The organism is Dactylosporangium sp. NPDC049742, from assembly GCF_040674675.1.
GTDB lineage: Bacteria > Actinomycetota > Actinomycetes > Mycobacteriales > Micromonosporaceae > Dactylosporangium > Dactylosporangium maewongense.
In genome coordinates this window covers 44,338-60,735 of record NZ_JBFANF010000037.1, presented here as the reverse complement: position 1 = coordinate 60,735, position 16,398 = coordinate 44,338, and the positions used below count along the sequence as shown (strand labels likewise).

Below are 16,398 nucleotides of genomic sequence, written 5' to 3'. Positions count from 1 at the left end.
CGCCGCCACCGCTCCGATCCGACCCGCGCTCATCTCCGACCCAACACCCGCGCACCGCCACCGCTACAACGCCCGCCGACAACCGCCCGACAACGCACCGCCACTGCTTAGACACCCGCGCACCACCACGGCTCCGACGCCGACCGGCGCGACCACGCTCCTCACCAACACCCGCGCATCACCACTGCCGCAACACCGCCGACATGGCGCGCCGCCCACCCGCACGACATCCGTTCACCATTACCGCTGTAGCGCCCGCCCAGCCACGCCGCTCACCCGCATGAACCCGCGCGCGGCCACCGCATCAACACCCACCGGAAGCAACCTCGCTCGCCCGGCCGAACACCCACATACCTCAACACCCGCCAGCACGACCACGCTCCCACCAGCTAATAGCCGCCCGACAACGCACCACTGCTTCGACACCCGCGCACCGCCACCGCATCGACGCCCGCCGGCACCCACGCATCGCTACCGGCTCCAGTGCCAGCCGACCCGGCCACGCTCCCGGTCTGGCGCTGCGCTCCCGCGGGCTGGGGTCGGCCCGGTGCCCGTGCACCACCGTGTCAGCGTCCGCCGGCGGCAACCGTGCCCACCGCTGGGCCGACGGCCGCGCGGGCGGGAGGCCTTCCGTCACGCGGGGGTTTGGGCGTCTGCGGGGGCTAAGCGGTCGAGTTCAGTGCGGTACCAGCCGATCTTCTCCTTGATCCTCGACTGCTCGTCCCGCAGGTCGGCGATCTTGCGTTCGATGTCCCGGTCGTGCTCCTCCAGCAGCTCGGCGCGCTCGGCGAAGGTGCTGTCGCCGTCGCGGGCCAGTTCTGCGTACCGACGCATCCGCGCGATCGGCATGCCTGTGTCCCGCAGGCAGCGCAGGACCTCCAGCCACGCGAGGTCGTCGTCGGTGAACATGCGCTGGCCGCCGGCGGTGCGGTCGATGCCGTCAAGAAGGCCGATCCGCTCGTAGTAGCGCAGCGTGTCGAGGCTGAACCCGGTCTTCTGGACGGTCTCCCGCGGCGAGTACGGCATGCCTCAGTTTCCCACGAACGCACGAATCCCATCGCCCAGCTCACGCATGGTCGCGAGCACCTCACCGACCGTTGCCTCGTCCGGCGGCCAGTTGGCCAGCACCGCGTACGCGCAACCGTTCACGACACCGACGTCCGCCCGGACGCCGTCGTCGGTGCCGGTCTTGTTGCGCAGAACCAGGCCGTCGTGCGACAACGGGTCGAGCCCGAACGCCGACGCGACCATCGACAGATCCGCCGACGTGCGCATCCAGTCCAGGACCCGCTCGCCGCCGTCGATCCCCGGCAGCCGGTACAGCAGCAACGACAGCTCGGACGCGGTGCCCGACGACAGCCGCGGCGGATGCGCGGCCGTCCGCACGTCGCGGACCATGTCGTGCAGCGCCGTCGACGCCAGCCCCAGCTCATGCCCGAGAGCCGTGACCCGCTCCAGGCCGACGTGGTGCAGCAGCACGTTGGTCGCGAGGTTGTCGCTCACCGACGCGACCAGCACCGCCAGGTCGTGCGCGGGCAGCACGTCGGTGCGCAGGTGCTGCCACAACCCGGAGTCCGCCACCGGCTCGACGTCCCGCCGGTCACACGGCAGGTCCAGCGGGAGCGCACGGGCGACCTCGATCAGCAGCAGCAGCTTGCCGACACTCGCTGTGGAGAGCACGGTGTCGGGGCGGTGGTCGTACGCCACCTGGCCGCCGCTGTCACGAACACATACCGACCAGGAGATGGGGCTGTCTGTCCCCCGGCCGGTCGGCGCATTCCGCCGGACCGTCAGATCAGGCCACCCGACGCCCGGCCGATGGCGAGGCATGCGACACACCCCCCGCGCTGTATTCCTGGCCGTCACAGCCATCTTCGCCGTCGTTTGCTCCACGGTACCGGCATCCGCCGCGACCTCCGCCGCGACCTGGTGGAAACCGGCGGTCGGCGCCACCTGGCAGATGCAGTTCACCGGAAGGCTCGACATGTCCGTCGCCGCCGACGTGTACGACATCGACGGCGCCGACTCCACGAAGGCCCAGGTCACCCAGCTGCACGCGGCCGGCCGGAAGGTGCTCTGCTACGTCGACGCCGGCTCCTGGGAGGACTGGCGCGCCGACGCCGCCCGCTTCCCGGCCGCCGTGCGTGGCAAGGCCCTCGACGGCTGGGCGGGCGAACGGTGGCTCGACATCCGCCAGTGGGACACGCTGCGCCCGATCCTCGCCGACCGCTTCGCGACCTGCAAGGCGAAGGGCTTCGACGCCGTCGACCCCGACAACATGGACGGCTACGCCAACCCCACCGGCTTCCCCCTCACCGCCGCCGACCAGCTCCTGTTCAACCGCCGCGTCGCCGACCTCGCCCACTCCCTCGGCCTGGCCGTCGGCCTGAAGAACGACCTCGACCAGATCACCAAGCTGCAACCGTCCTTCGACTTCGCCGTCAACGAATCGTGCCTGCAGTGGAAGGAATGCGCCCTGCTCACCCCGTTCATCACCGCCGGCAAGCCCGTCTTCCACGTCGAGTACAAGGCTTCCCTGTGCCCGACCGCGACCGGCCTCCGCTTCAGCTCGATCCGCAAGAACCTCCACCTCGACGCCTTCCGCGCCGCCTGCTGACCGGCACTCACCCGTCGAGCCAGCAGTGCTCCCCGAGCATCGCGGCGGTCTCCTCGTACGTCGCGAGCCGCGGCTCCCCACTCACCGGATCCGTGCTGCGCCACGGCGGGTACAGCCGCCGCCACACCCACTCCGACAACCATTCGCCGAGCGTGAGGTGGCGCGGCCACAACTCCATGGTCGCCCCGCCCTCCCGACCCGGCCCGTTCGACCAGACGGAGCCGTCGACCAGATCGACGTACGACACAAACTGCACAGCATCATCGGGCCGGCAGGCTCCTGTGTGGCCTGCCGTACCTGCTCGACCAGGCCGCTCCGCAGACTCAAGAGCCCGTTTCCAGGGCCGAACCCACCGTCGCCGACCTCCAGGTACAGCCGCCGGAACAGCGCCACCCCCAGCCATCCGCTCCACGTCGTCCACGACGGCCGCCGACGCGGGCTTCAACGGCGGCAGCTTCTCCACCAGCCCTACCCCCGGGCCGCGACGTGACTCCGCGCCCCCCGCTCGTACGTGCGCCGCCGCGCCGACAGCGCCTCGAAGTCATCAAGCAACCCGAGTCCTCGTCACCCGATTCCCACGCCCCTGACAAGCGGCCCACCACAACGCAACATCACTCGATCGCCGCTCCCATCCCGCGCCACCTCCCCGCAGGCTGCCAACCCACCGGTCCAACGAGAAGTGGCGACCACGGCCCTCGACGAAGCCACCTCCCTGCACGACGCTCCAATCCCTCGCCGCGCCCACTCCGCGACGCGGCAATCCAGCACCGCGACCCCTGCGCAACGCCAGAATCCGGCATTGCGGCGCCGCTGGACGGCAGACAGCCAGACACGGCACCACGGGTCTCCGCGCCGCACGACCGCCCCTCCCGACCAAGGCGAACCCGGCCGCACTCACCCACCTGACCGCCCCAGCCCGCGCCGTCCCGATACCACGCCCAGCCCGCACCCTCCTCAGCTGCTCGCCCAGGCCCGCACCCTCCTCACCTGGCCCGCCAACCCGTGCCATCCCGACGGCCACGCCCGGCGCGCGCCCTCCCCCAATGCTCGGCCCGCACACTCCTCGTCTGGCCGCCCCAGCCCGCGTCGGTCGAGCTAAGCGATGCGGTCGACGGGCAGCGGGAAGTCAACAGTCACGTCGAGGCCGCCTTCCGGGCGGGGCACGACGCGTAACGTGGCGCCGTGGGCGGTCGCGATGGCCTGCACGATCGCAAGGCCGAGACCGTGCCCGCTCGCAGCCCGGCCGATCCGCTGCCCCTCCAATCGCTGAAACGGCTGCAGCAGCCGCCCGATCTCGTCCGCCGGGACCGCCGGCCCCGTGTTGCGCACCGTCAGCCGGGCCACCTCCCGCACCGTCGAACCCGCGCCACGCGCCGTCGCCCCGGCCGCGCCCCGAACCGGCGAGCCCGCACCCCACGGCAGAAGCCGGCCCACGCCCCGCGCCGCCGGAGCCCCGCCCCCTGCCGCTGGTCCAGGCGCGTCCCGGACCGAAGCGTCCGCACCCTGCGCCGCAAGCCGAGCCGCGGCCCGACCCGTCTGGCTGCCCGTGCTCTGCGTCGTCGGAGGGGTGGGGTCCTGCACCATGGACGTGACGACCTCGATCCAGCCGCCGTCGACGTTGTACCGCACCGCGTTGTCGACCAGGTTCGCCACCAGGCTCTCCGCCAGGCGTGGGTCGCCGGCGCCGACGGCCGGGCCCAGCGTGGCGTCGACACGGACGCCGCGGACCTTCGCCTCGCTCGACCGGCGGCGGATCGCGGCGGCCGCGATCTCGGCCAGGTCGACCGGCTCCGCCTGCTCGATGCCCTGCTCGCCGCTGGCGAGGGTCAGCAGGGCGTCGACGAGCCGCTCCTGGGCGGCGCCGAGAGCGAGCACCTCGCGGCACGCTTCGCGGAGGGTGTCGGCGGTGGCGTCGGGGTCGGCGAGCGCGACCTGCAGCAGCGCCCGCTCCGCGGCCAGCGGCGTGCGCAGCTCATGGGACGCGTTGGCCACGAACCGCCGCTGCGACGCGAACGCCGCCTCCAGCCGCTCGAAGACACTGTCCAGCGTCTCGGCGAGATCCGTGAACTCGTCGTCGTCACCGGTCTTCCCGAGCCGCCGGTCCAGGCTCGTCGCCGAGATGTCCTGCGCCGTGGCGATGATGGCGCGCAACGGACGCAGCAGCCGCCCGGCCGTGATCCAACCGCCGATCACCGCGACGACGCTGGCGATCAGCACCGTGAGCGCGATGACGCGGAACATCCGCTCCTCGTAGATGTCGGTCGGAGGGTCACGGATGATGCGGACGCCGCCGACGGTTTCGTCGGCGGGAGCGGACACGCTCTCCCCGAAGGAGAACAGCGCGATGCCGGCCGTCACGGCGATGATGAACGGCACGGCATACAGCGTCGTGAGCCGCAGCTGCAGCCCGCGGCGCGGCCGGCGTCGGGTGCTCACGGCTCCCCGATTCGGTAGCCGGCCTCGCGGACCGTGTGGATGAGCTCGGGCGCGCCGAGCTTGCCGCGCAACCGGCGGATCGTCGTCTTCACCACCGTGGTGAACGGGTCGGCCGCCTCGTCCCACACCCGCTCCAGCAGATCCTCGGCGGAGACGGGCCGGCCGTCGGCGGCGAGCAGGCACTCCAGGACGCCGAACTCCTTGGGGCTGAGCTCCAGGCGGCGCCCGCCCCTGGACGCGACCCGCCGGGATGGGTCGAGCGTCAGGTCGCCGAGCTCGTACACCAGCGGCAATGCCTCAGCGGGGCGCCGCGCGAGCGCCCGTATGCGGGCCACCAGCTCGTCGAAGTCGAACGGCTTGGGCAGATAGTCGTCGGCGCCGAGGCCGAGGCCGTCCACGCGCTGCTTGACGGTGCTCGCCGCGGTGAGCATCAGCACGCGACTGCTGGCACGGGACGCGACGATCCGCCGGCACACCTCGTCACCGTGGATGCCCGGCAGGTCCCGGTCGAGGACGACGACGTCATACCTGTTGACGGTGAGCCGCTCGAGCGCCTCCGTGCCGTCGAGGACCACGTCGACCGCCATGCCCTCACGGCGCAGCCCCGTCCCGACCGTCCTGGCCAGGACCTCGAAGTCTTCAACCACCAGCACCCGCATGCCACCACCATGCCAGGCCGAAGGTGTCAGTGAGGTGTCAGCCGCTGTCACCGTGATGTCACCGGCCGCCACGTACAACGGACCGCATGATTGTCGTCAGCGGACTCCGCAAACGATTCGGGTCGCACACCGCCCTCGACGGGATGAGCTTCGCCGTCGAGCCTGGCCAGGTCACCGGCTTCGTCGGGCCCAACGGCGCCGGCAAGTCCACCACGATGCGGGTGATCCTCGGCCTCGACGCGCCCGACGCCGGCACCGCGCTCGTCGCCGGCCGTCCTTATCGCAGCCTCACCCGCCCGCTGTGCCACCTCGGTTCGCTGCTCGACGCGGGCGCGTTGCAGCCCGGCCGCACCGCGCGCAATCACCTCCTGTGGATCGCGCATTCACAAGGGCTGCCGAGCCGCCGCGTCGACGAGGTCCTCGAGCGGGCCGGCCTGCAGACCGTGGCCCGGCGCGCCGCCGGCGGGTTCTCCCTCGGCATGCGTCAGCGTCTCGGGATCGCCGCCGCGCTGCTCGGCGACCCGCCCGCGCTGATGCTCGACGAGCCGTTCAACGGCATGGACCCCGAGGGGATCGTGTGGATGCGCCAGCACCTGCGCGGGCTCGCCGCGGAGGGCCGCGCCGTCCTCGTCTCCAGTCACCTCATGAGCGAGCTCGAGGACACCGCGGACCATGTCGTGGTCGCCGGCCGGGGCCGGGTCATCGCCGACACCAACATCGCCGCGCTGCTCAAGACGGCCGCCGCAGGCAGAGTCACCCTGCGCGCAGGTGCTTCTTCGATCGATGTCGCGGCAGGTGTACTGGAAGCAGAAGGCGCCTCCGTCAGCCGCACCGACGCCGGCACGCTGACGGTCACCGGGCTGCCGGCCGAGGCCGTCGTGACGCTGCTGACCACGCGTGGCGTGCCGTTCGCGGAGATCTCGTCGCACCGGGCCACCCTCGAGGAGGCATATCTCGAACTGACCCGCGACGCCGTCGAGTTCCGCGCCGCAACCGGGTCGGAGGCGGTGGCATGAGCGCCTTCGCACGGCTCGTACACGCGGAATGGACGAAATTCAGGACGGTGCGTGGCTGGTTGATCGGCATGGCCGCGGCCGCCGCCGCCATCGTCGGTCTCGGCCTGTTCCCAGGCATGGAGGGCACGTGCGGCTCCGGCTGCGGCCTGCCCGTCGGTCCAGGGGGCGAGGAGGTCACCGACGTGTTCACGTTCGTGCACCGGCCCCTCGCCGGCGACGGCACCATCACCGTCCGGGTCGCGTCGCTGACCGGCGAGCTGCCGCCCGACGGGCCGGGCAAGGGGCCGCAGCCGGGGCTGGTGCCGTGGGCGAAGGCGGGCCTGATCGTCAGGAGCGGCACGCAGCAGGGCGCCACGTATGCGGCGGTCATGGTCACCGGCGCGCACGGCGTGCGGCTGCAGCACGACTATGTGCACGACCGGGCCGGGAAGCCGGGCGCCGTCACCGAGTCGGCGCCGCGATGGCTGCGGCTGACCCGCGCCGGTGACGTCGTCACCGCCCTGGAGTCCGCCGACGGCACCTCGTGGACGGGCGTGGGCACCGTCCGCCTCAAGGATCTGCCGGCGACCGCGGAGGTCGGGCTGTTCGTCACGTCGCCGATGTTCGTGGAAGGGGTCGGCGCGGCCGGCGCGAGCAGCGCCCCCAGCCTCGCCACCGCCGGCTTCGACCACCTCACCACGACCGGCGGCTGGCAGTCCGCGACCTGGACGACCGAACGCATCGGCGGCACCGCCGACGAGCACCCGATCGGCAGCGGCCCGCCGCCCGGGCCGGCACCGGGCGACGCCCCCGGTGGAAGCAGAGCACCCGCCGGAGGACAGGCGCCCGGCGCCGAGCAGACCGGCGACGGCTTCACGGTCAGCGGCTCCGGCGACATCGCCCCGGCCGTGGCCGGCGCCGCCGGGCTCGGCACGACGATCAGTCAGACTCTCGTCGGCACGTTCGCCGGTCTGGTCCTCGTCGTCGTGGTCGGCGCGATGACGATGACCGGCGAATACCGGCGCGGCCTGATCCGCACGTCGCTCACCGCCGCGCCCCGCCGGGGTGCCGCGCTCGCCGCGAAGGCGACCGTGCTCGGCGCCGTCACGTTCGTCGTCGGGGTCGCCGCCGCGGCCGTCGTCGTCACCATCGGGCCAGGGCTGCTCCGCGACAACGGCGTGTATGTCCATCCGGTCTCCACCACCACCGAACTGCGGGTCATCGCCGGCACCGGCGCCCTGCTCGCCGTCGCCGCGGTCCTCGCCCTCGCGTTCGGCGTCCTGCTGCGCCGCGGCACCACGGCGGTCACGCTGGCGTTCGTGGCGACGGTCCTGCCGTACCTGCTGTCGATGACCGTCCTGCCCGTCGCCGCGGGTGCGTGGCTGCTGCGCGTGACGCCGGCCGCCGCGTTCGCCATCCAGCAGAGCACGCCGCAGTACGCCCAGGTGGAGGGCCTGTACACGCCCGCCAACGGTTTCTTCCCGCTCACCCCGTGGTCGGGGCTGGCGGTCCTGCTCGCCTGGGCGGCTGCGGGGCTGGCCTTCGCCGCGTACCGCTTCCGCAGGAGGGACGTATGAGCCGCGACCTGCTTCCGCCGGAACGGCGCGGGAACCATGACCTGCCACCGCCACCCGGCGAACACCGGGACCGCACCCCGCCACCGCTGCACGACCGGGCCGGCTCCTGGGAGGCCCGCCACCAGCGTGGAACAGACCCAGGGCACCTGCCGGCGGCGCTGCGACGCACGCCGACGACCGACCCGCAGCACGACCTGACGGCCGAACCGCAGCGCGAGCCGACGGCCGAACCGCGACATGAGACGACAGCCGGGCTGCGGCGCGGGCTGGCGGCAGAGTGGCGGCGGTATCTGCGGGCGGAGTGGACGAAGCTGCGGACCGCCTCGGAGACCGTGTGGCTGGTGCTCGGGATCGTGGCGGCGACCGTCGGGGTCGGCCTCGTTGTCGTGCTCAACATGCCGTGCGCCACCGAGTTCTGCGAGGGCGACCCGACGAAGACCGGCCTCACCGGCATCCAGCTCGGGCAGGCCGTCGTGGCGATCCTCGCGGTGCTCGCCGTCGGTGGGGAGTACAGCACCGGCATGATCCACGGCACCCTCGCCGCCATGCCGCGCCGCACCGGGGTGCTGGCGGCCAAGGCCGTCGTGGTCACCGCCGTCATCGCGCCCGCGGCGGCGGTGGCAGTAGCCGTCTCCGCCCTCGACGGCCGTCACTTCCTGCCGGCGGACGCGTCATGGCCGTCGGTCCTGCGGGCCACGGGTGGCTCGGTGCTGTACCTGATGCTCATCGGACTGCTCGCCCTCGGTGTGGCCACGGTGGTCCGCAACGCCGCCGCGGCGGTCGGGGTGGTGCTCGCCCTGCTGTTCCTGTTCCCGATCCTCGCCGCCGCCGCGCCCGACCCCGCGTGGGAGCGGCACCTGCTGCAGGTCGGCCCGATGACCGCCGGCCTCGCCGTCCAGGCCACGACGGGTCTGGACAAGTTACCGATCGGACCGTGGGCGGGCCTTGCCGTGACCGCGGCCTGGGCGGTGGGGGCGCTGGTCGCCGCGGTCATCACCCTGGAGGCCCGCGACGCCTGACCATCTCAGCACGCTGACGGCCCACCGCCTGACCGTGATGCGGCGGCCCGAGTGGCGCACGTCGCCCCGCAACCCTCCCGGCCGGCGGGCCGAGGCTGACGAGGGGGTCCGCTCCTGCCGGTCCAGCGCAGACCGACGAACCGCAGCGGGCAACCAGCGACACGACGGCCACCGCAGCCGTGATCGCGGCGGGGACCTGGTGGCGGGCGTTCATCACGGGGTGGCGCGGCGGTTCGATGGGGTTGTGCGCGGCGCCTTCGGGCCACCCGCCGGTTCAGGCGTGAGCACCACCGACTGCCAGAGCCGAGGCGACGCGCTCGCGGCACCGTCCGGGTTGATCGAAGGACGGAAACGACCGGACTCAGCCTTCGATCAACCCGAACGTGCGCCGCCAACGTGAGTTTGTGCGCGGCGCCTTCGGGCCACCCGCCAGTCCAGGTGCGAACACCACCGACTGCCAGAGCCGAGGCGACGCGCTCGCGGCACCGTCCGGGTTGATCGAAGGACGGGAACGGCCGGCCGCACGACCGGATTCGGCCTTCGATCAACCCGGCGGCGGGAGTGGGTGCTTAGGGGGAGGGGCGGGTGGGTACCGGGGCGGGTGTGAATGTCGCTGTGATTGCGCATGCTGGGAAGAGCATCGGTGGGGGGCTTGACGAGCTGCGGCGGGAGTTGGCCCGGGCGGGGGTCGAGGCGCCTGACTGGCGGGAGGTGCCGAAGAGCAGGAAGGCGCCGAAGCAGGTGAGCAAGGCCGTCGAGCAAGGTGCGGACCTGGTGTTCGTGTGGGGCGGCGACGGCATGGTGCAGCGGTGCGTCGACGCGCTGGCCGGGTCGGACGTGACGGTGGCGATCGTGCCTGCCGGGACCGCGAACCTGTTCGCCACGTCGCTGGACATTCCGCAGGACATCGGGGCGGCGGTGAGGATCGGGCTGGAGGGGACGCGGCGGCGGTTCGACCTGGGGAAGGTCGGCGGGGAGCACTTCGCGGTGATGGCGGGTGCCGGGTTCGACGCGGAGATGATCGATGATGCCGATCGGGGGATGAAGAGCCGGGCGGGGAAGCTGGCGTACTTCGGCACCGCCGTCCGGCATGTCACGGACAAGCCGGTCGAGGCGACGGTGGAGCTCGACGGCGCAGAGTGGTTCTCCGGGCCGGCGACCTGTGTGCTGCTGGGCAACATCGGCACCATCGCTGGTGGGATCGAGGCGTTCGACGACGCGAGTCCGTTCGACGGGCGGCTGGAGGTCGGGGTGTCCACCGCGCACGGCGCCCTGCAGTGGGCCCGGACGCTGGGGAGGATGGCGTTCGCGCGGACCGACGGCTCGCCGTTCGTAAGGGTGGCGAGTGCCCGCAAGGTCAAGGTGCGGTTCGCGGAGCCGGTGCTGCTGGAGCTCGACGGCGGCTCCCGGACCGAGGTCCGCAAGCTCAAGGCCCGGGCCGTGCCGGCGGCCATCAGCATCGCCGTCCCTTAATACGGGTGTGATAGGACACCCGGCATGCATCGCGGGTGGCGGATCGCCGGGGTACTGGTCGTGCTGCTGGCCGGCGGGTGCGGAGCGCAGGACGAGGCGCCGCCGCCGGCGGAGAACGGGGATCAGCTGCGGCGGCAGGCGCGGGAGGCGTTGGACCGGTACGACCAGGCGGTCGCGCGGGCCGGCGGTCAGGGGATCGGCGTCGTCGGAGTGCGGACCGGGCAGGTCGGCGAGTGGGAGGCCGACCAGGCCCGGCTCAAGGTGTCGCTGCTCGTGGGCAAGGTCGCCGCAGTCGCGGCGCTGCCCGCCGCCCCGCAGGCGGACGGTGTGGTGGTGTGGGACGGCGGCGCCAGTCGTACAGTCGCCGTCATCGCTGCCGGAGCGGCCCTCGCGGAGCTGGTCAAGGACGGTGCCGGGGACTGCGCCGACTGCCCGGTGATCGAGGTGACCGGGGCGCGGCTCAGCACGGCACGGATCCAGACGGCGCAGGGTGCGGCGACGGCGCCGGCGTGGGAGTTCGCGCTGCGGGGGTCGGCGGTGCTGCTGACCAGGACGGCGTTCGCGGGCGTGACGGTGGTGCCGCCGCCGTGGAACGCCAGCCACCCGCCGGGCGGGCTGAGCATCCAGACGGTGCGGGTCGCCGGCACGACGCTGACGGCGGAGTTCGTCGGGGCGGTCGACCCGGCGAGCGCCGGACCGTGCGGGGTCGACTACACGGCGGAGGCGGTCGAGTCGCCGAACGCGGTCGTCGTCATCGTCCACGAGCATCCGGCCTCCACGAACGCCCGGTGCACCGCTCTGGGCGCGACCAGGACGGTGACCGTGGAACTCGCCGCCCCACGACACGACCGGGCCGTGCTCGAAGTGCGACAAGGGCTGCCGGTGCCGGTCACGGGCGGATAATCGACGGTGTGGCACTGGAGAAGCTGGGTTTCCTGACGATCGGGTTGTTCGACGAGGCGGATCCGCGCAAGGGTCACGAGTCGACGCTGGAGGTGATCGAGCTCGGGGAGCGCCTCGGGTTCGACAGTGCGTGGGTGCGGCACCGGCACCTGCAGTTCGGGATCTCGTCGCCGGTGGCGGTGCTCGCCGCGGCCACGCAGCGGACCAGCAGGATCGAGCTCGGCACCGCCGTCATCCCGCTCGGCTGGGAGAACCCGCTCCGGCTCGCCGAGGACCTGGCGACCGTGGACGTGCTGTCGGGCGGGCGGCTCAACCCGGGGGTGAGCGTCGGGCCGCCGATGCACTTCGAGCGGGTGCAGGAGGCGCTGTACCCGCACACCGCCGACGCCGAGGACTTCGGCTACGACCGGGTGCGACGGCTGCTCGACCTCGTCCGCGGGGTTCCGGTCGCCGAGGCGAGCACGGAGGGCTTCGAGGTGTTCTCCGACCGCGTGCAGCCGCACTCCCCCGGTCTCGGCAGCCGGATGTGGTACGGCGGAGGCAGCCTCGCCTCGGCCCGCTGGGCGGGCGAGCACGGCATGAACTTCCTGACCAGCAGCGTGGTGAAGGCCGAGGAGTCGGAGGACTTCGCCGGGATCCAGCGCTCGCACGTCCGCGCGTTCCGCGCCGCGCACCCCGACGGCGACCGGGCCCGCGTCTCGCAGGGCCTGGTGGTCATCCCGACGGACTCCGCGACGCCCGAGCAGCGGCGGCGTTACGAGGTGTACGCGGAGCAGCGCACCCCGCGCACGGCGACGCCACAGGGACCGGCCCGGCTGATGTTCGCCCCGGATCTGGTCGGGACGTCGGCGCAGATCGCGGAGCGGCTGCACGCGCACGCCGGCTACCAGGAGGTGCGGGAGGTGGCGTTCGCGCTGCCGTTCACCTTCGAGCACGAGGACTATCTGCAGATCCTCACCGACATCGCCACGAATCTCGGCCCCGCGCTCGGATGGCGGCGGCGGGATGTCGATCCGGGCGGGGCGAGTTCGTACAGCGGGTGAAGGCAAGTCCGCACACCTGGAGGTACGCATGCGCACACTGAACGTGATCGAGTTTCTGACCCTGGACGGGGTCATGCAGGGGTTGGCGTCGCCGGACGACGATCGCGACGGCGGGTTCGAGCACGGCGGGTGGGGCGCGCCGTACTTCGACGACGTCCAGGCGGCCGCCGCGCTGGAGGGCCTGGCGTCGACGACGGCGTACCTGTTCGGGCGCCGCACCTACGAGCACATGATCGCGTTCTGGCCCGGGCAGCCCGACTCGAACCCGATGGCGGCCCACCTGAACTCGACCGTGAAGTACGTCGCGACCGGCACGCCGCGGTCGCTGACGTGGAACAACGCGCACGTGCTCGACGGCCCGCTCGGCCCGTCGGTGCGCAAGCTCAAGTCCGAGGGCGAGGGCACGATCGCGGTGCTGGGCAGCGGCGTGCTCGTCCAGGACCTGATCGCCGAGGACCTGGTGGACGGTTACCGCCTGTTCCTGCACCCGCTGCTGCTCGGCACCGGCAAGCGCCTGTTCCGCGGCGCGGCCGCCCCGCGGAAGCTGTCCCTGGTGGACTGCACCCCCACCTCCACCGGCGTCGTCATGCTGTCGTACGACGTGATCTAGACGACGTGCTTGCGGGCGGTGTCGCGGGCACGCGACACCGCCGGCATCCGGGAGCGCAGCAGCCACGAGTCGGTCTGGCAGCCGCGGCAGGTGCGCACGGCCCCGACCGGCACGCGGGTGTCGCCGCGGACGTACTCGAGCCGGTGCAGGTCGACGAGCGGGCGGCCGCATCTGCGGCAGTCGCCCTCGCCGGTGCCGATCGTCGTGTACGCGACGTGCTGGGTGGTGTACCGCACGGTCGAGTACGACTTCTCGTCGCCGATCCGCAGGTCGGGGTCGCGCGGGGCGCCCGCATACGGGCCGGTGTCGGCGTGCGAGACCGCTCCGGCCACCCCGCCGAGGACCCGGAACCGGCGGCGCAGCCACGCCATGAACGCCGACCGCCGCTCAACTGACTCCACGCGTGCCCCTGTCCCCCGACGGTGCCGGCAGCAGCGCGGCGAGCACGCCGGCGGCGACCGTCGCCACGTCGGTCGACGGGTCGACGGCATGCAGGAGGGCGAGGCCGCCGCCGAGTGCGCCCCACGCGACCACGAACTGCGCCAGCGGCACCGCCGGCCGGATCCCCAGCCGGCGGCAGTGGCGGTCGAGGTCGGCGGCGACGGCCTCGTCGAGGCGGCGCTGGGTCTCGGCCTGGTGTGCGGAGCGGCCCGCGACGGCGGCGAGGTGCTCGGCGGAGACCAGGGTCCAGCGGGCCGCCGCCGGGTCGCGGACGAACGCCGCCGGGTTGAGCACCTCCAGCAGCTCGTCGCGGCTGCCCGCGCGGTCGAGGGCGGCCCGCAGCCCGTCCAGCAGCGCGCCGGCCCGGGCGTCGACGATCGCCTGCCACAGGCCTTCCTTGCCGCCGAAGTGCTTGTAGACGGCGCCGCGCGTGAAGCCGGCCTCGGCGGCGATCTCCTCGACCGTCGCGCTCAGATATCCGCGGCGCAGGAAGACGGCCAGCCCGGCGTCCAGAAGCTGCTCATGCGTCCGTTGCTGCTGCTGTACGCGGGTCAGCCGCACCAACTCGCACCGCCCGAACTCAGAAACGCCGTGTATCCAGAAACACTACGTCACCGAATGAGTCGGCGACAAGAGCGCACCGAGGACGGTGTCGAGGTAGGCGCCCTGGCCGCCGGCGTCGGCCGGGAGCAGCGCCGGCAGGCGGGCGGCGAGCTGCGACTGCCCGACGTACGCCGAGTAGGCCAGCAGCGCCCGCCGGGCGGCCTCGTCCTGCGCGAACCCGGCCTCGGCGAACAGCTGCTCGACGTACTCCAGCCGGCGCCGGGTCACCCGCTGCACCACCGGCGCGACCAGGGGGTGGTCGGCGACGGCGAGGACGTTGGTCTCCAGCCGGCTCGACCGGGCGTGCCCGAGCACGGTCGTGAACAGCAACGACAGCTTCCGCGGCGGGTCCCCCGCCGCCTCCACCATGTCGATGATCGCGTCGGTGCAGGCGCGCTCCCACAGCTGCATGGTCGCCTCGATGAGCGCGTCGCGGTTGGTGAAGTGCCAGTAGAAGCTGCCCTTGGTGGCGCCCAGCCGCGCGGCGATGGGCTCGACCGCGACCGCGGGCAGCCCTCCGTCGGCGATCGCGGCCAGTGCCGCCGCCGTCCAGTCCTCCGCGCTGAGCCGCCGTTGTGCCATGCCCATACGGTAGCGTACGGTCCTTCCATACGGCACCGTACGGAACGAGGGACGGGCAGGTAGCCATGGAGAACGTTCAACGCCGCACGATCGACGCGCCGCCGGAGCTGATGGGCGCGCTGCTGGACCGGGTCGCCGGGCCCGACGGCGTGTTGTGGCCGGTCAAGGCCTGGCCGCCGATGCGGTTCGACCGGCCGCTCGGCCCGGGCGCGTCCGGCGGGCACGGCATGATCCGGTACGACGTCGTCGAGCACGTCCCCGGCCGGCTGCTGCGGTGCCGGTTCGACCCGGCGATCGGCGTCGTCGGCGAGCACGAGCTGCGGGTCGAGCCCGACGGCGACGGCACCGCGGTCGTGCACGTCATCCGGGGCCGGCTCACCGGCGCGATGCGGGTGCTGTGGCCCGTCGCCGTCCGGTGGCTGCACGAGGCGCTGATGCAGGACCTGCTCGACAACGCCGAGCGCGCCGGCACGGGCACGGTGCGCCGTCCGGCCCGATGGTCACCGTGGGTGCGCCTGCTGCGCCGCGCCTTCCGGGGGCCGCGTCGGGTGCCGCTCCCCCGCGGCGCGCGGCTCGCGGCCGGGACGCTGGACCGGGTCGACCTGATGGACGCGTGGCAGGGCACCCGGCCGCCGGGCGCGAGCGCCGACCCGGCCGCCTGGCGGGCCGCGATGTTCGGCCGCCCGCCGCGCTGGGTCGGCGCGCTGATGCGGCTGCGCAACCACATCCCGGGCCTGGAGCCACTCGACACCAGGAAGGTGTTCGCGCCGCTGGACGCCCGCCCCGACGAGGTCCTGTTCGGTGCCGACACCCGCCACTTCGACCTGCGGATCTCGCTGTTCGTCGACGCGGAGTCGGTGGTCTGCTCGACCCTCGCCCGCCCCCGGACCCGCCGCGGCCGTGCCTACCTGGCCGTGGTCGGCCGCGTCCACCCGTTCGTGGTCAGGACGATGCTCGGCCGCGCCCTCCGCGCCGCCCCACCGGCGATCGCCTGACCAAGACCGCCCCGGCGACCTGACCAGAGCCGCCCCGGCGACAACCTGAAAGACCTAAGCGGTACCCATGATGGCCAGCAGCGATCCGTCGGGGTCGACGAAGAAGGCCATCCACTCCTCCACCCCGTTCTCGTGCCGGTGGATCATCGTGGGCGGCGCCTGGAAGGTGACGCCGCGGCCGGTCAGCGAGTCGTGGGCGGCGTGGATGTCCGGCACGCGGAAGTAGATGATCGACTGGGCGGCGGGGTCGAACGCGCCGGACTCGGGCCGGCTCAGAAACAGCCGGGTGCCGTCGCAGTCGAAGAACGCCAGGTCGCCGAACGTGTACAGGTGGGGCAGGCCGAGCACCCCGCCGTAGAAGTCGGCCGCACGGCCGATGTCGCTCACGTGCCGGGCGATCTGCCCGATCGGTCCGAGCCCGAACAACGCCATGGACCCGACCATA

The 16,398-nt window shown here is 72.9% G+C and carries 18 protein-coding genes; 9 read left to right on the top strand and 9 right to left on the bottom strand.

Features of this window, described 5'->3' with window-relative positions:
- Positions 1-633 precede the first annotated feature (633 nt).
- Positions 634-1,026, bottom strand: a complete 393-nt coding sequence (locus AB0J72_RS35960) for a MerR family transcriptional regulator (RefSeq protein WP_363406795.1) — start codon at positions 1,024-1,026, stop codon at positions 634-636.
- A 3-nt stretch (positions 1,027-1,029) separates the two neighbouring features.
- Positions 1,030-1,830 (bottom strand): serine hydrolase, encoded by an 801-nt coding sequence (locus tag AB0J72_RS35955; protein ID WP_363406792.1) that lies wholly within the window; start codon positions 1,828-1,830, stop codon positions 1,030-1,032.
- Between AB0J72_RS35955 and AB0J72_RS35950 the strand changes: the two genes are divergently transcribed.
- Entirely contained in the window at positions 1,829-2,617 is a 789-nt protein-coding gene (locus tag AB0J72_RS35950; RefSeq protein WP_363406789.1) for an endo alpha-1,4 polygalactosaminidase, read from the top strand. The genes AB0J72_RS35955 and AB0J72_RS35950 overlap by 2 nt on opposite strands.
- 7 nt (positions 2,618-2,624) lie before the next feature.
- Here AB0J72_RS35950 and AB0J72_RS35945 read toward each other — a convergent pair whose 3' ends face one another.
- The 3 genes from AB0J72_RS35945 to AB0J72_RS35935 form a co-directional block, all read right to left on the bottom strand.
- Positions 2,625-2,873 (bottom strand): hypothetical protein, encoded by a 249-nt coding sequence (locus tag AB0J72_RS35945; protein ID WP_363406786.1) that lies wholly within the window; start codon positions 2,871-2,873, stop codon positions 2,625-2,627.
- Between the two features lie 839 nt (positions 2,874-3,712).
- The gene (locus AB0J72_RS35940) at positions 3,713-5,053 is read right to left on the bottom strand and encodes a HAMP domain-containing sensor histidine kinase (protein WP_363406783.1); all 1,341 of its coding nucleotides are present in this window, start codon (positions 5,051-5,053) and stop codon (positions 3,713-3,715) included.
- Positions 5,050-5,712 carry a response regulator transcription factor gene (locus tag AB0J72_RS35935; protein ID WP_363406780.1) on the bottom strand — a complete coding sequence of 221 codons (663 nt, stop codon included), beginning with the start codon at positions 5,710-5,712 and terminating at the stop codon, positions 5,050-5,052. Before AB0J72_RS35935 ends, AB0J72_RS35940 begins: the two co-directional genes overlap by 4 nt.
- Before the next feature lie 86 nt (positions 5,713-5,798).
- On the opposite strand from AB0J72_RS35935, the gene AB0J72_RS35930 reads away from it, so the two are divergent.
- The 7 genes from AB0J72_RS35930 to AB0J72_RS35900 all read left to right on the top strand — a co-directional run bounded on the left by AB0J72_RS35930 (position 5,799) and on the right by AB0J72_RS35900 (position 13,332).
- The gene (locus tag AB0J72_RS35930) at positions 5,799-6,728 is read left to right on the top strand and encodes an ATP-binding cassette domain-containing protein (protein WP_363406778.1); all 930 of its coding nucleotides are present in this window, start codon (positions 5,799-5,801) and stop codon (positions 6,726-6,728) included.
- Between the two features lie 47 nt (positions 6,729-6,775).
- Positions 6,776-8,284 (top strand): ABC transporter permease subunit, encoded by a 1,509-nt coding sequence (locus tag AB0J72_RS35925; RefSeq protein ID WP_363406775.1) that lies wholly within the window; start codon positions 6,776-6,778, stop codon positions 8,282-8,284.
- A complete protein-coding gene (locus AB0J72_RS35920) occupies positions 8,281-9,303 on the top strand; it encodes an ABC transporter permease (protein WP_363406772.1) in 1,023 nt (340 codons plus the stop codon). The genes AB0J72_RS35925 and AB0J72_RS35920 overlap by 4 nt, the downstream gene beginning before the upstream one ends.
- Positions 9,304-9,918: 615 nt before the next feature.
- Positions 9,919-10,776 (top strand): diacylglycerol kinase family protein, encoded by an 858-nt coding sequence (locus AB0J72_RS35915; RefSeq protein WP_363406769.1) that lies wholly within the window; start codon positions 9,919-9,921, stop codon positions 10,774-10,776.
- A gap of 24 nt (positions 10,777-10,800) precedes the next feature.
- Positions 10,801-11,679 carry a hypothetical protein gene (locus AB0J72_RS35910; protein ID WP_363406766.1) on the top strand — a complete coding sequence of 293 codons (879 nt, stop codon included), beginning with the start codon at positions 10,801-10,803 and terminating at the stop codon, positions 11,677-11,679.
- Positions 11,680-11,687: 8 nt separating this feature from the next.
- Positions 11,688-12,722 carry an LLM class flavin-dependent oxidoreductase gene (locus AB0J72_RS35905; protein WP_363406763.1) on the top strand — a complete coding sequence of 345 codons (1,035 nt, stop codon included), beginning with the start codon at positions 11,688-11,690 and terminating at the stop codon, positions 12,720-12,722.
- Positions 12,723-12,750: 28 nt separating this feature from the next.
- Positions 12,751-13,332, top strand: a complete 582-nt coding sequence (locus tag AB0J72_RS35900) for a dihydrofolate reductase family protein (RefSeq protein ID WP_363406760.1) — start codon at positions 12,751-12,753, stop codon at positions 13,330-13,332.
- On the opposite strand, the gene AB0J72_RS35895 is transcribed toward AB0J72_RS35900, so the two are convergent.
- The 3 genes from AB0J72_RS35895 to AB0J72_RS35885 are packed head-to-tail and all read right to left on the bottom strand — an operon-like array spanning position 13,329 to position 14,958.
- The gene (locus AB0J72_RS35895) at positions 13,329-13,733 is read right to left on the bottom strand and encodes a hypothetical protein (protein ID WP_363406758.1); all 405 of its coding nucleotides are present in this window, start codon (positions 13,731-13,733) and stop codon (positions 13,329-13,331) included. The genes AB0J72_RS35900 and AB0J72_RS35895 overlap by 4 nt on opposite strands.
- Complete coding sequence (locus tag AB0J72_RS35890; protein WP_363406755.1) at positions 13,720-14,334, bottom strand: TetR/AcrR family transcriptional regulator; 615 nt, start codon at positions 14,332-14,334, stop codon at positions 13,720-13,722. The genes AB0J72_RS35895 and AB0J72_RS35890 overlap by 14 nt, the downstream gene beginning before the upstream one ends.
- Before the next feature lie 45 nt (positions 14,335-14,379).
- A complete protein-coding gene (locus tag AB0J72_RS35885; RefSeq protein ID WP_363406752.1) occupies positions 14,380-14,958 on the bottom strand; it encodes a TetR/AcrR family transcriptional regulator in 579 nt (192 codons plus the stop codon).
- 65 nt (positions 14,959-15,023) lie between these two features.
- Here AB0J72_RS35885 and AB0J72_RS35880 point away from each other — a divergent pair, with 65 nt between their 5' ends.
- Positions 15,024-15,953 (top strand): DUF2867 domain-containing protein, encoded by a 930-nt coding sequence (locus tag AB0J72_RS35880; RefSeq protein ID WP_363406749.1) that lies wholly within the window; start codon positions 15,024-15,026, stop codon positions 15,951-15,953.
- A gap of 54 nt (positions 15,954-16,007) precedes the next feature.
- Here the strand turns inward: AB0J72_RS35880 and AB0J72_RS35875 are convergent, their stop codons facing one another.
- A complete protein-coding gene (locus AB0J72_RS35875; protein WP_363406746.1) occupies positions 16,008-16,385 on the bottom strand; it encodes a VOC family protein in 378 nt (125 codons plus the stop codon).
- Between the last annotated feature and the right edge of the window lie 13 nt (positions 16,386-16,398).

Excerpts from the sequence above, each read along its gene's own strand:
- AB0J72_RS35885 (WP_363406752.1), bottom strand. The coding sequence starts at position 14,958 with ATGGCACAACGGCGGCTCAGCGCGGAGGACTGGACGGCGGCGGCACTG.
- AB0J72_RS35910 (WP_363406766.1), top strand. The coding sequence starts at position 10,801 with ATGCATCGCGGGTGGCGGATCGCCGGGGTACTGGTCGTGCTGCTGGCC.
- AB0J72_RS35950 (WP_363406789.1), top strand. The coding sequence starts at position 1,829 with ATGCGACACACCCCCCGCGCTGTATTCCTGGCCGTCACAGCCATCTTC.
- AB0J72_RS35880 (WP_363406749.1), top strand. The coding sequence starts at position 15,024 with ATGGAGAACGTTCAACGCCGCACGATCGACGCGCCGCCGGAGCTGATG.
- AB0J72_RS35930 (WP_363406778.1), top strand. The coding sequence starts at position 5,799 with ATGATTGTCGTCAGCGGACTCCGCAAACGATTCGGGTCGCACACCGCC.
- AB0J72_RS35875 (WP_363406746.1), bottom strand. The coding sequence starts at position 16,385 with ATGGCGTTGTTCGGGCTCGGACCGATCGGGCAGATCGCCCGGCACGTG.
- AB0J72_RS35935 (WP_363406780.1), bottom strand. The coding sequence starts at position 5,712 with ATGCGGGTGCTGGTGGTTGAAGACTTCGAGGTCCTGGCCAGGACGGTC.
- AB0J72_RS35900 (WP_363406760.1), top strand. The coding sequence starts at position 12,751 with ATGCGCACACTGAACGTGATCGAGTTTCTGACCCTGGACGGGGTCATG.
- AB0J72_RS35955 (WP_363406792.1), bottom strand. The coding sequence starts at position 1,830 with ATGCCTCGCCATCGGCCGGGCGTCGGGTGGCCTGATCTGACGGTCCGG.
- AB0J72_RS35960 (WP_363406795.1), bottom strand. The coding sequence starts at position 1,026 with ATGCCGTACTCGCCGCGGGAGACCGTCCAGAAGACCGGGTTCAGCCTC.
- AB0J72_RS35920 (WP_363406772.1), top strand. The coding sequence starts at position 8,281 with ATGAGCCGCGACCTGCTTCCGCCGGAACGGCGCGGGAACCATGACCTG.